We start from the raw sequence: 13,196 nt of genomic DNA, 5'->3' as shown, positions 1-13,196 counted from the left end.
CCTCCTGATTTGGTTTGTTGTGGTGACTACCATTATACAGGATTTGGGGAGGTGCTCTATTTTCTTGGCGTTACACACTTAGAGCCGCAAGGGCTCGGAATTATGAAATTAACTCACATAATTAAGAAAAGGAGCGCACACAGCTATGACAGGGAAAACCCACATCACAGGCGGCATCGCAGCAAGTCTGGCATTTGCGCAAATCACCAATTACGAACCCACGATTTTACTAATCGGCGGCGTGGCGGGGGCATTGATCCCAGATATTTGCCACGGCTCCAGCAAAATCGGAAGAAGATTGCCTATTTTGTCAAAACTAATCAGTACTATTTTCGGGCACCGAACCCTTACGCATAGCCTGCTGTTTCTGCTTCTGGCGTCCCTGCTGTTCCAGGCCGTGTTGCCCAATGAGGCTCTAGCAGCCGGTATTTTGGTCGGCATGATCAGCCATATTGTGCTGGATATGGCAACTAAGCGAGGCGTGAAGCTGTTGTTTCCGCTTTCTTTGACCGTGCGCCTACCGATTACCACATCGACGGGAAGTTTCGCAGAACATCTGGTCTTTGTTGCATTGTCGGTGCTATCGGTTTATTTCGGCTATGATTTGTTCATTTCAGCTTAAAACGTTTTAAGCGGTGTTCTTCGGGAATAGAAAAGAAAATAGCCCAAAGGAGGAAACGCAATGCCTAGAGATGATTTTTCTAAAGATGCCAATCCATCCTCGGGAGGCGACCGAAGAAAACGGGAAGAATTCGAAGGAATCGACCGCGAATCGCGGGAGGATGGCCAGAAGATGAGAAAACAAGGCGCCCATAGCAATACAGGCGTGGGCGATGAACGGAATCCAATCGGCGAATCGGAAGAAAAATAAATATCACCAATTAAGAGGAAGAGCTCGCGAATTTGATTCGGCGGCTCTTTTTCTATGGGGGCAGCCATCAGGAATCCAACCATTAAATAGGATTTTTGTTGAAGGAGCGTTGAGGAACACAGTATCCGCTTGCGTAATATAACGAAAAAGCTGTAAAGTATGTCCTTTTTTCTCTTGTTATGGAAAATGAAACACGCTACACTTAATCAGGTTAAATAGTTAAAAAATTCATTTTTTTCGAAATGGGGAGACTCTTATGATTTCAGCTACTTGGAACTGGATGTGGGAAAAGCATTACCAGGCAAAGGATACGATGCGCTTTTTCGCAAAGCCTGGCTCAGTGCCGAAATCGGATGACCGGGACCGTGCAGAAGATGCAGGTACATACGATGAACGTTTTAAAAAGAAAAGCTATAACAGGCCGCAGCTGATCGGCTTAGTGGTTGGCCCGCTGTTGTTTATTTTGACGATGCTGTTTTTTAACCCCGAAGGCTTGCAACCGGAAGCAAAAGCGATTTTAGCCAGTACACTTTGGATTGCTACATGGTGGATCACCGAAGCGATTCCGATTCCGGCGACTTCTCTTTTGCCGATTATTTTGTTTCCGCTTTCAGGCGGCTTGGAAGTCGGTGAAACCACCTCAGCTTATGGCAATGATACGATTTTCCTGTTCATGGGCGGTTTTATGATTGCCTTGACGATGGAAAAATGGAATCTCCATAAAAGGATTGCGTTGACGATCATTTCTGCGATTGGTACAAATACCGAGCGGATTATTCTCGGATTTATGGTAGCGACAGGATTTTTGTCGATGTGGATCTCCAATACGGCGACAGCGATGATGATGGTGCCAATTGGTCTTGCGATCATTTACCAAGTATCGGAAGCGCTCAAGGATGATGACTCGATCGATACATCCCAGGAAAACTTCGGGTTCGGCAAAGCACTCATGCTCGGGATTGCGTATTCCGCTTCTCTAGGCGGGATCGGCACGTTGATCGGAACACCGCCGAATACGCTTCTTGCGGGTGCAGTAAATGAAATCTACGGCATCGAAATCACATTTGCGCAGTGGATGCTGTTCGGTGTGCCGCTTGCCTGGATCTTTATCATGGTTGCCTGGTTCTACTTGATTAAAATTGCTTATCCGCAGAAATTAAAAGAGTTGCCTGGGGGAAGTGGTGTCATCAAAGAACAAAAGAGGGAGCTTGGCAAAGCGTCTTATGAAGAAAAAGTAGTATTTGCCGTTTTCCTTCTGGCGGCATTTGCCTGGATTACACGCTCGTTCTTGCTCGTCGGCTTTTTGCCTGGACTGAACGATGCGATGGTCGGTTTGATCGCAGCAATGATCTTGTTCGCGATTCCTTCGAAAAATCGTTTAGGCGATAATTTGCTGGACTGGTCGACTGCTGTGAAATTGCCATGGGGCATCTTGCTGCTCTTTGGCGGTGGCTTGGCGATTGCGGCTGGCTTTACCCAATCGGGATTGTCCGAATGGGTTGGCGGCCAATTGATCGGCTTGCAAGGTGTTAACGTCTTGATCATTGTTCTTGTCGTTTCGGCGTTCGTGTTGTTCCTGACGGAAATTACGTCGAACACGGCGACTGCTTCGATGATGTTCCCGATCATGGCTTCTTTAGCGGTAGCGCTCGGCATCCATCCATATGCATTGATGGTGACCGCTGCAGTGACGGCTTCTTGTGCGTTTATGCTGCCGGTAGCGACACCGCCGAATGCTGTTGTGTTCGGCTCCGGCTATTTAAGAATCATTGATATGGCCCGTACAGGGTTCATCTTGAATATTTTCGGGATTATCTTTGTCGGCCTAGCCGTCTATTACTTCCTGCCGATTGTGTGGAATATCGACTTAATGACCACTCCTGACAGATTCCTGGAGTAGCAAAAAAGAGCCGCCTCATGTAAATGAGGCGGCTCTTTTTCTGTACCAAGTGACGGCTAACACGTAAACGATGGGCAACGCTGCACAAAGAATGATCAACACATCCCAGCCGAACTGTGTCCAGATCGGGCTGAGCAGCGAGCTTCCAGCGGCCACACCGATATAATAGGAAACCAAGTACAGGCTCGAAGCGCTGCCTTTATGGTGGGCCGCTTGCATGCCGACAGAAGCGGCGGTCAGTGAATGAGCAGTGAAAAACCCGAGGCATGTAATGCATAAGCCAAGCGCGAAGATCCATAGCACAGGGGAGAGTGTCATTAAAATGCCTGCAGACAGGATGAACACGCCGATGATGCGCACGCGCCGCAAGCCGAAAGTCTCGGCGGCTCTTCCTGCGAGCGGCGATCCGATTGCACCGATGCCGTAGGCGAAGAACAGATAGGAAATGGCTTGCAGCGACATGGAGTAGGGAGGCGCCTGCAAATAAAACGGCAAATACGTCCACACACCGGTGAAAGAGACTTGGAGAATGGCACCTAAGCCGAAAACGACGAGCAATGCCGGGTTTTTCAAATGGAATAAAAATCCTTCGATGTCTTTTGAGAAAGTTAGCTGGCTCGCCTCAAAATGGTGTGAGCGCGGCAGCAGGAAAAGCACGGCGATAAACAAGGCGATGCCGGTTACACCGAATGCGATAAACGTAAACTGCCAGGAAAACGCATCGGTCAAAAATCCAGTCAAAACGCGGCCGAGCATGCCGCCGAGTGCGTTGCTCGATATGTATAAAGCGGTAGCGTAAGCGATATTTTTGCGGTCGATTTCCTCACTGATGTATGCGAGTGCAGCGGCGGGGACGCCGGCAAGCGCAAACCCTTGGATAAACCGCAAGACCAGGAACAAGGTGAACGACTCGACAAATGGAAGAATAAAAAATGGAATGGCCGAACCGAGCAGCGACCAGATGATATATGAACGGCGGCCATTGCGGTCAGAGAGAAATCCGAGAATGATCAATCCTGCAATCAATCCGATAATCGTCAGCGACATGGACAGACTTGAAGTGGCGACCGTCACATCAAAATCCGTCACAAAAAGCGGCAGCAACGGCTGGACAGCGTATATATTGGCAAAAATGAACAGCGAAGCTAAAAGCAGGCTTGCGATGATTTTCCAGAATCCACGGTCACGTACCGTATATTTGCGGTTTTCCATAAGAGCGCGTCACTTCCGTTTCGTCGGTGCTTGATTGTTTTCCATTCTACCATTCATCAGTAAAATATTGTAAGGATGAAAGGGATTAAAAAAACCCGCATAAAGTATGCGGGCAGGTGTTAAAGCTTATCGAAATACGCGAGAATTTGTTTGCGAGAAGGTTCTTGCAGACGATAGCGCAATTCTTTGTTTTGAGTGTTGACGAGATGATAGGCCGGGTTTTCGACGATCGTAAACTTCCAATGCGGTTTTACATTCTTTTTCTTCAATTGAAGTTCAGGAGGCAACATCTTATCTATAAAACTCTCCAGTTTAGCCATCAGGAATGTGTCCATATAACGGACGATGACGAACCCTTGATGTTTTTCCGGATCATATTTTGACAAATTGTATTCACTGACATCAAAGCCCTTTTCATATCGTTGGACAGACGGTGAAAGGACGAAAAAATCTTCATTGTAAAAAACATTTGAGTTGCCGAATTGTTTGAGGCCCAATTCCTCAATCAAAAGATCCTTATTGACCAAATTCATTTCGCGCGCAGTAGCCATGAAATTCCTCCTCATTTCCTTATAGTCACTCTATTATACCATTCTTTTGGCTCAAACGCTGTAAGGGCCGTCTAATAGGTAGGAACAGCGGATTGCTGGAAAAGTCTGAAAAATCTGTTATATTGGAGGTAAGAAAATCCGTCACGTGAGGAGTGGATTTTGTTGTGTGGAAGATTTGCATTATATGCGGATTATGAAGCCTTGCTTGTTAGGTTCAGTGTAGGAGAGTCAGCCCTAGACCAAAGCTCATATGAAGCGAACTACAACGTTGCACCATACCAACAAATTGTGGCGATTATCAATGATGGAGAGAAGAACCGCCTTGGTGCGCTGCGGTGGGGCCTGATTCCTTCTTGGGCAAAAGATAAAAAAATTGGCTACAAGATGGTCAATGCCCGCGCGGAGACAGCGGCGGAGAAGCCAAGCTTCAGGCATGCATTCAAGAGAAAGCGCTGTTTGATTCCGGCGAATGCATTTTATGAATGGAGAAAAGATCAGTCGGGAAAAACGCCGATGCTGATTCACTTGGCGTCCGATGAGCTGTTCGCATTTGCAGGCTTATGGGAGTCTTGGACCGCTCCAGATGGCGAACTGATCCATAGCTGTACGATTTTAACGACGCAGCCGAATGCATTAATGGCGGATATTCATGACCGCATGCCGGTGATTTTATCGAAACAAGCGGAGGGAGTTTGGCTAGACCCGGCTGTGCAGGATCCACATGTATTGCAAGAACTCATCAAGCCTTACGATGCGGAAGAGTTGCAAGCATACCCGGCGTCGGAAGCTGTGAACTCACCGAAAAACAATGGGGCGGAATTGATTCGGGAAATTGGATGAGCAAATTAGACATGAAAGGGGAGTGCAGTGATGAAGAGCGGGCTGATTCTAGAAGGCGGCGGCATGCGCGGCGTCTATACAGCAGGGGTTTTACAGAAATTCTTGGAAGAAGACTTATTTACGGATTATGTCGTTGGGGTTTCCGCAGGTGCTTGCAATGCGGTTTCGTATCTTTCCCGGCAAAGCGGCAGAAACCGGGAAGTAATGATCGACTACGTCAAACACCCCGATTATATTTCAGTCAAGAATTTACTGACGAAACGCGAACTGTTCGGCATGAACTTGATCTTTGATGAGATTCCGAATCGGCTCGTCCCGTTCGATTACAACGGGTTCGGAGCAGCCGGAGAAGAATTTGTCGTCGGCACGACAGATTGCATGACCGGTGAAGCGGTTTATTTCCACAAGCCGTTGCCGCCGGAAGAGCTGCTCGCAGTCGTGCGGGCGTCCAGTTCATTGCCGTTTATGTCACGGCCAGTCGAATACGACGGCCGCTTGCTGATGGATGGCAGCCTTGCCGATCCGTTGCCGATCAGACGTGCGCTGTCGGATGGCGTCACCAAGCCGATTATCGTCTTGACGCGTGAAGGCAGCTACCGCAAACGGCAGACGCCGTTCATTCGGATCGCCCCAACGTTCGCTCGCCAGTATCCGGGACTCGCGCGGGCACTCGAAGAACGCCAGCGTGTCTATAACGAATCACTCGCACACATTGAAGCGCTTGAAGAAGAGGGGCGCGCCATCATCGTCCGCCCGCGCAGCCTGCACCGTTTGCGCGGCATTGAGCGTGACCAGGAGCGGCTTGCCGCCTTGTACATTCAAGGCTACCGCGATGCAGAACTGATTGTGCCGCGTGCCAAACGCTTTGTCGATTCTTCCGTGGCCTTAACGCTTGAAAGGAGTTTGTGATGATTACCACAATAGACCATACAGACGAGAAAATAGCCAAGGCGATTCAGTCTATCCAACGGCCGGCATACCGGATTGAAGCCGAGTTGATGGGGTTTGACGGCATTCCGCATATAACCGAGACTGTCGAAGAAATCCAGCAAAGCAGCGAGACCTTCCTGGGCTTCGTGGATGGCTATTTAAAAGGGTTCATTTCATATAAAGAACAAGACGGCATCGTCGATATTTACCGGCTCGTCGTCGATCCGATGCAATTTCGGCGGGGCATCGCCCGGCAATTGGTCGATCAATTGCTAAAGGATAAAAAGCCTGCTGAATTCATTGTCAGCACCGGCACCGCCAATACGCCGGCGCGCAAGCTTTACGAATCGTTTGGATTCGAAGAAGAAGAGACCTTTGAAGTCGCGGATGGGGTGACGTGTACGCAGTTTCGGTTAACGGTATAACAGAACAGCGCCTGCACAGCGATTTTTCGCTGCAGGCGCGTTTTGCATGCAAGCACATTTATTTATTTTTAATTCGAGATAATATAAAATGGAGAAAGTGGATATGTCCCTGTCCGCACAGAAAGGAGTGCGATTCAGATGATAAAAAGCTTACCGTGCATTAATGAATTATCAACAAAAGCACGCCTTCCGGATTGACCTATGCAAAAACACAAGAACAGCAAGCGCTCCGGAGTGAGTATCTCCTCCAAATCCGTGGCCAAGTCGAGATGCCGGTAACGAATATGACGGTAATCGACCCACTTGGAGCGGATGTTACACCCGGCAAAGAAAGCATTAAAATAAGCGAAACACGCCTAATGGCATTTTAGAGAGGAAGAAAATAGATGAGTGATTATTTAGTGAAAGCCTTGGCGTACGATGGCCAGATTCGTGCTTTCGCCGCACGCACGACGAAAACAGTGGGCGAAGCACAGCGCCGCCACTATACATGGCCAACCGCTTCTGCGGCGCTCGGCCGTTCGATGACAGCGAGTGTTATGCTCGGAGCGATGCTGAAAGGTGAAGAAAAACTGACGATCAAAATCAACGGCGGCGGCCCAATCGGCACGATTCTAGTCGATGCCAATGCCAAAGGGGAAGTGCGTGGCTATGTCTCCAATCCGCAGACGCATTTTGATTTGAACGAGTCCGGCAAACTCGATGTCCGGCGGGCGGTCGGCACAGAAGGGACACTGACCGTCTCCAAAGATATCGGGTTGCAGCATCCGTATGTCGGCCAAGTACCGATCGTCTCCGGTGAACTCGGCGATGATTTCACGCATTACATCGTCACGTCCGAACAAACTCCGTCTTCAGTCGGTGTCGGAGTAATCGTTAACCCTGACAATACGATTCTAGCATCAGGCGGATTTTTGATTCAGCTGATGCCGGGAACTGATGAAGAAGTGATCAGTCAGCTCGAACAGCGCCTCAAGATGATTCCAACCATTTCCAACATGGTGCGTGACGGCTTGACACCGGAAAATATTCTGGAAGAAGTGCTCGGCAAAGAAAACGTCAAAGCACTCGATACGATGCCGGTCCATTTCCAATGCCAATGTTCACGCGAACGCATCCACAATGCAATCCAAGGTCTCGGTTCAGTAGAAATCGAAGACATGATTGTTACCGATGGCCAAGCAGAAGCGCAATGCCATTTTTGCAATGAAACGTATATCTTCACGAAAGACCAGCTGCAAGAAATGCTGGTGCAATAAGCTTTTCAAGCCTGCGGCATGTTCCGCAGGCTTTTTGATTTGGATGAAGAGGAGAGGTATGATATGATTTTCTCGAATTCAAGATAATTGAAACGGGAGGAGTTTTTATGATGAAACATATTTATAACCCACCACAAGATGCATCAAAGCCGACATTTCTTCTTTTGCATGGCACCGGAGGAACAGAAACCGATTTATTGCCGGCTGCCGGCCATATCGATCCGGAAGCAGGCGTCTTGAGCGTCCGTGGGAATGTCTCCGAAAATGGCATGCCGCGTTTTTTCAAACGTTTGTCTGAAGGCGTCTTCGACATGGAGGACTTGCGCGAACGGACGGAAGAGCTGCATGCATTCATCGGCCAGGCCGCAGAACAATACGGATTTGAGCGGGATAATGTCATCGCGATTGGCTATTCAAACGGTGCGAATATTGCCGCGAATTTGCTGTTTACGTACAAGGATTCCTTAAAAGCGGCGATGCTTCACCATCCGATGGTGCCAGACCGCAACGCGGAATTGCCTGATTTAGGCGGCACGCGCGTCTTTATCGGTGCGGGTACGAACGATCCGATCTGTCCGAAAGAAGAATCTGAAGATCTGGATAAACTGCTCCGCGGTGCGGGTGCTGACGTGGAGCTGCACTGGGAACACCGCGGCCACCAACTGGCGATGGAAGAAATTGCAGCAGCAAAAGCATGGTATGAAAAAGGCTGAACAAAGCTCCTTCCAAATTAGGAGGAGCTTTTGCGACTTTAAGTTTTGACAAGCAGGCGGAGCTTCGGCCATGATTAAAGAAAATGAACCGGAGGAGAGATGGCGGTGCAAAACAACACGCGCATAACCGAGCAGCTTGAAGCTTGGGTAAAAGAAAACAAAGGGCATGCCATACTCGGTACAACCGCCCAGTATATTCCAGCCTTAGGGAAAGTCGATCCGGGAAAACTCGGAATTTGCATGATCGATGAAGACGGCCATTATTATTGTGCTGGTGATACAGATGTTGAATTTACATTGCAAAGCATATCAAAAGCGCTGACATTTGTAGCGCTCAGCCACCATTACGGTCTGGAGTTCGTGTTGGAGCGTGTGGACGTTGAACCGACGGGCGAAGCGTTCAATTCCATTATACCATTTGAAATCCACCGCCCGAACAAACCATTCAATCCATTCATCAACGCAGGAGCGATTACGATATCTTCGCTGCTTCCGGGGCAGAATGCGCAAAAGAAGTTCGAGTATTTAAAAGGGTTTCTCGAGGAGCTTCTTGGGCATCCGATCGAAATCGACAAAGAAGTGTACGACTCGGAATGGTCAACATCCCATCGGAACCGTGCGCTTGCGTATTATTTAAAAGAAGCGAAATTCCTTGAACTTGAAGTGGAAGAAGCGCTCGACATCTATATCAGCCAGTGTTCTATCAAAGTTTCAGTTAAGGACTTGGCGCTGCTCGGGCTAATCCTCGCTTATGACGGCTATAATCCGGTCACGAAGGTAAAGCATTTTTCAGAAGAAATCGCACAAGTGACGAAAGTGCTCATGGTCACATGCGGAATGTACAATTCGTCCGGTAATTTCGCCGCGCATGTTGGCATCCCAGCAAAAAGCGGTGTCGCAGGCGGCATTATGGGAGCTGTCCCGCCGAAACTGCACTCGCAAACTTATGAATTCCGAGCGGGTGCTGGCATTGGCGTTTACGGTCCGGCGATTGATGTCCAAGGAAACAGTGCAGCAGGAACGATGATGCTGCGCCAAATTTCAAAAGAATGGGACTTGAGCATTTTCTGAGTCCCGAAAAATATTGGACTAAGGTCTTGCAGTGGAATAAATTCGCTGCAAGGCCTTTTTTTGCGTTTTTTGTGATTTTTCTATTAATTTGTTTTCAAGCATTGTGAGTGGGTAGAGAAAGACTAATGTGAGAAATAGAAAGAGGAGTGAGACCATGTCGAAAGATCAAAAGAAAGTTGATGAAAATAGCAAGAACGAGCAATTAGAGCAGTTCCGGACTGATGACAGCGGCAAAGAATTGACGACAAATCAGGGGCTTAAACTATCCGAAGATGAGTTTTCGTTAAAAGCAGGTGACCGTGGCCCTACTTTAATGGAGGATTTCCACTTCCGCGAAAAAATGACGCATTTTGACCACGAGCGCATTCCGGAACGCGTCGTCCATGCGCGCGGATTTGCAGCACACGGCGAATTTGAAGCTTATGACTCTCTTGAGCATTTGACGAAAGCGAAGTTTTTATCTGAAAAAGGCAAGAAAACACCTGTGTTTGTTCGCTTCTCCACTGTAGCAGGGTCCCGCGGTTCAGCGGAGACGGTGCGCGATGCACGCGGCTTTGCCACCAAGTTTTATACAGAGGAAGGTAATTATGACCTTGTCGGGAATAATATCCCGGTGTTCTTTATACAGGACGCCATCAAGTTCCCGGATTTGGTCCATGCCATTAAACCAGAGCCGCATAACGAAATCCCACAAGCAGCTACGGCCCACGATACATTTTGGGATTTTGTAGTGAACAATCAAGAATCAGCCCATATGGTCATGTGGACGATGTCCGACCGGGCGATTCCACGCAGCTTCCGGACGATGGACGGTTTCGGGGTTCATGCGTTCCGCTTCGTCAATGCAGAAGGTAAATCGCATTTCGTGAAGTTCACCTGGAAATCGACGCTTGGCGTACACTCTCTTGTATGGGATGAAGCTCAGAAAATAAACGGAAAAAATCCAGACTTCCACCGCGCAGATTTGCATGAATCAATCGAAAGCGGCGACTATCCGGAATATGAACTGGGTGTTCAAATCGTTCCAGAAGAAGATGAGCATAAGTTTGACTTTGATTTGCTCGATGCAACGAAAATGTGGCCGCAGGAAGAAATCCCGATCCACATCGTCGGCAAGATGACTTTGAACCGCAATGTCGATAATGTCTTTGCGGAAACCGAGCAAGTGGCATTTCACGCAGGACATGTCGTTCCGGGCATCGATTTCTCAAACGACCCGCTTCTTCAAGGACGTTTGTTCTCTTACACCGATACGCAATTGATCCGTCTCGGCGGACCGAACTTCCACGAGCTGCCGATCAACCGCCCTGTTTGCCCGTTTCATAACAATCAGCGCGATGGCTACGGCCGCCAAACAATCAATAAAGGAAAAGTTTCTTATCAGAAGAGCTCGTTTACAAATGGCACCCCGGCACCCGTCAGTGAAGCAGACGGCGGCTTTGTCCATTACCAGGAAAAAGTGGAAGGCCAAAAAGTGCGCAAACGCAGCGACAGCTTTAAAGATCATTTCTCGCAAGCAACGATGTTCTGGAATAGCATGAGCGATCCTGAGAAAGAGCATATTATCGAAGCATTCAGCTTTGAGCTGGGCAAATGCGACAGTATAGAGATTCGCCAGCAAGTCGTAGACATGTATGCGAACGTCAATCTCTTACTGGCACAGGAAGTCGCCGACAATATTGGCGTAAAAGCGCCTGAGACCGGCAACACCGATACGAGCAAAAAATCACCGGCTTTAAGCCAGGAAAATACGATCAAATCCGCAAAAACCCGCAAAGTCGGAGTTATTATTGCGCCGGACTTTAACGGCAAGGAAGTCATGGACGTATTGGGCCAATTAGAATCGAAAGGCCTGCAATACGAAACCATCAGCGATAAGCAAGGCAAACTGGACGCCGGTGACGGCAAGCAATTAAAGGTCGATCATACTTTCACTACTGCGGATCCGGTATTGTTCGATGCGATCTATGCAGTCGGTGGCCCGGTCGTCAGCAAGAAGTTTGCAAGGTCAGCTGCTTATTATGTGACGGAAGCATTCGGGCATTTCAAGCCGATTGGCGCAACGCATGACGGCAAAAAATGGTTGGACGCAAATGGCTATACCGGAAAACCGGGAGTAGTGACGGGTGATTCCATGAAGAGCTTTGCTGACAGCTTTGTAGAGGCGATTGCAGCCCATCGCCACTGGTCGCGCGAAGTTTGAAGAATATGGTGGAAAAGTAGTAGTTTGGCACATTTTGAACTGGGAATGTTTAATACCATAGATGATTGGGAATTTCAAGACTAGAACGCAAAAAACTTATTTTAAAAAATGGAGGAATTCGAAATGACTAACAATAAATTCATGGGAACATTCGAAACAGAAACAGAAGTTCTGAAAAAGATTGACGAAATGAAAGCACAAGGATCACGTGAAGAAGACATGTACGTCATGGCACGCAACGAAGATCAGATTTCGATGGTGCGCGGACGCACAGATATAGACTATAAATCATCTGAAGGCGGCTGGATGGATAAGTTCATGGGCTTCCTTTCCGGAAACGAACCGACTCGCGAAGCTTTCTCTAACATGGGAGTAGACGATCAGGAAGCGGATCGCTACTATGAGGATGTACAAAGTGGCAAAATCTTGCTCTTTGTTGACCGTGAATTCGGCGCAAACTACGAAGGACAAGCTCCATATGACAACACGTCCACTGGCAATGTCGACAGCACGACAAGCCAGACAAAAGTCGACAACTCAGCAGTTGCAAGCGACGGCTTGACTGTCGATACGAACGAAGAAAATGATGTTGCTTACAACACAGAGCGCGATGCACTAGGTTCTGATACTGCAGGTGCCGGAAAAGATACGGGTACAGGGTTCGGCCTTGGAACAGATGATCGTGCCACTGGCGGGACACTTCCAAGTGGAGCTGGCCACGATACAACAGGAACAAACCGCTCAGTCGAAGATATCGACCGTGACCTAGGCCGCGTTGATACAGAAGAAGAGCGCTTGCAGCTTCATGAAGAACGTTTGCAAGTCAACAAAGAGCGTGTCCAAACGGGCGAAGTCCATGTGGATAAGCATGTTGTAGAAGAAGAGCAATCGCTGGAAGTTCCAGTTGAGCGCGAAGAAGTGTATGTCGAGCGCCGTCCAGTCAACGAAGAAACAACGACTGGCACGCATGATTACACAGAAGGCGAAGACATCCACGTACCGGTTTCTGAAGAGCGCGTCGACGTTACAAAAAAAGACGTAGTATCTGAAGAAATTGCAATCGGAAAAAATAAAGTCCAAGACACGGAGCATGTCAGCGAGACGGTCCGTAAAGAAGAAGTCGACATCCATAAAGATGGCGACCTTGTCGAAGAAGACGAAACTAGCCGCACCGACCGCAACCGTGATAAATTATAAAATGTGAAATATGAAAGGCGGGGG

At 48.4% G+C, this 13,196-nt stretch carries 14 protein-coding genes; 12 read left to right on the top strand and 2 right to left on the bottom strand.

Annotation, left to right across the window (positions count from 1 at the left end; genetic code table 11):
* The first annotated feature begins 145 nt into the window (after positions 1–145).
* The 3 genes from J7E21_RS12305 (at position 146) to J7E21_RS12295 (ending at position 2,771) form a co-directional block, all read left to right on the top strand.
* The gene (locus J7E21_RS12305; RefSeq protein ID WP_215108152.1) at positions 146–622 is read left to right on the top strand and encodes a metal-dependent hydrolase; all 477 of its coding nucleotides are present in this window, start codon (positions 146–148) and stop codon (positions 620–622) included.
* Between the two features lie 60 nt (positions 623–682).
* The gene (locus J7E21_RS12300; RefSeq protein WP_215108150.1) at positions 683–871 is read left to right on the top strand and encodes a hypothetical protein; all 189 of its coding nucleotides are present in this window, start codon (positions 683–685) and stop codon (positions 869–871) included.
* 256 nt (positions 872–1,127) lie between these two features.
* Positions 1,128–2,771, top strand: a complete 1,644-nt coding sequence (locus tag J7E21_RS12295) for an SLC13 family permease (RefSeq protein WP_215108148.1) — start codon at positions 1,128–1,130, stop codon at positions 2,769–2,771.
* 15 nt (positions 2,772–2,786) lie between these two features.
* Here J7E21_RS12295 and J7E21_RS12290 read toward each other — a convergent pair whose 3' ends face one another.
* Both J7E21_RS12290 and J7E21_RS12285 read right to left on the bottom strand, forming a co-directional pair.
* Positions 2,787–3,983 carry an MFS transporter gene (locus J7E21_RS12290; RefSeq protein WP_215108146.1) on the bottom strand — a complete coding sequence of 399 codons (1,197 nt, stop codon included), beginning with the start codon at positions 3,981–3,983 and terminating at the stop codon, positions 2,787–2,789.
* Between the two features lie 119 nt (positions 3,984–4,102).
* Entirely contained in the window at positions 4,103–4,534 is a 432-nt protein-coding gene (locus J7E21_RS12285; protein ID WP_215108144.1) for a hypothetical protein, read from the bottom strand.
* A gap of 162 nt (positions 4,535–4,696) precedes the next feature.
* On the opposite strand from J7E21_RS12285, the gene J7E21_RS12280 reads away from it, so the two are divergent.
* The 9 genes from J7E21_RS12280 (at position 4,697) to J7E21_RS12240 (ending at position 13,172) form a co-directional block, all read left to right on the top strand.
* Positions 4,697–5,374 (top strand): SOS response-associated peptidase, encoded by a 678-nt coding sequence (locus J7E21_RS12280; protein WP_215108142.1) that lies wholly within the window; start codon positions 4,697–4,699, stop codon positions 5,372–5,374.
* A gap of 30 nt (positions 5,375–5,404) precedes the next feature.
* A complete protein-coding gene (locus tag J7E21_RS12275; RefSeq protein ID WP_215108140.1) occupies positions 5,405–6,283 on the top strand; it encodes a patatin-like phospholipase family protein in 879 nt (292 codons plus the stop codon).
* The gene (locus tag J7E21_RS12270) at positions 6,283–6,729 is read left to right on the top strand and encodes a GNAT family N-acetyltransferase (protein ID WP_215108138.1); all 447 of its coding nucleotides are present in this window, start codon (positions 6,283–6,285) and stop codon (positions 6,727–6,729) included. Before J7E21_RS12275 ends, J7E21_RS12270 begins: the two co-directional genes overlap by 1 nt.
* Before the next feature lie 167 nt (positions 6,730–6,896).
* On the top strand, positions 6,897–7,100 hold the full coding sequence (locus J7E21_RS12265; RefSeq protein ID WP_483313496.1) for a DUF896 domain-containing protein: 204 nt from the start codon (positions 6,897–6,899) through the stop codon (positions 7,098–7,100).
* Positions 7,101–7,115: 15 nt separating this feature from the next.
* Complete coding sequence (gene hslO, locus J7E21_RS12260) at positions 7,116–7,988, top strand: Hsp33 family molecular chaperone HslO (RefSeq protein ID WP_215108136.1); 873 nt, start codon at positions 7,116–7,118, stop codon at positions 7,986–7,988.
* 110 nt (positions 7,989–8,098) lie between these two features.
* Complete coding sequence (locus tag J7E21_RS12255) at positions 8,099–8,701, top strand: alpha/beta hydrolase (RefSeq protein ID WP_215108156.1); 603 nt, start codon at positions 8,099–8,101, stop codon at positions 8,699–8,701.
* Between the two features lie 99 nt (positions 8,702–8,800).
* Positions 8,801–9,772: a glutaminase A gene (gene glsA / locus J7E21_RS12250; RefSeq protein ID WP_215108134.1), complete on the top strand. Its 972-nt coding sequence runs from the start codon at positions 8,801–8,803 to the stop codon at positions 9,770–9,772.
* A gap of 154 nt (positions 9,773–9,926) precedes the next feature.
* The gene (locus J7E21_RS12245) at positions 9,927–11,975 is read left to right on the top strand and encodes a catalase (protein ID WP_215108126.1); all 2,049 of its coding nucleotides are present in this window, start codon (positions 9,927–9,929) and stop codon (positions 11,973–11,975) included.
* Positions 11,976–12,098: 123 nt separating this feature from the next.
* A complete protein-coding gene (locus tag J7E21_RS12240; RefSeq protein WP_215108124.1) occupies positions 12,099–13,172 on the top strand; it encodes a YsnF/AvaK domain-containing protein in 1,074 nt (357 codons plus the stop codon).
* Positions 13,173–13,196 lie beyond the last annotated feature (24 nt).

The sequence above is a fragment of the Planococcus sp. ISL-109 genome, assembly GCF_018613655.1.
In the GTDB taxonomy this organism is placed as follows: Bacteria; Bacillota; Bacilli; order Bacillales_A; family Planococcaceae; genus Planococcus.
This window is presented reverse-complemented; position numbering and strand designations above follow the sequence as displayed.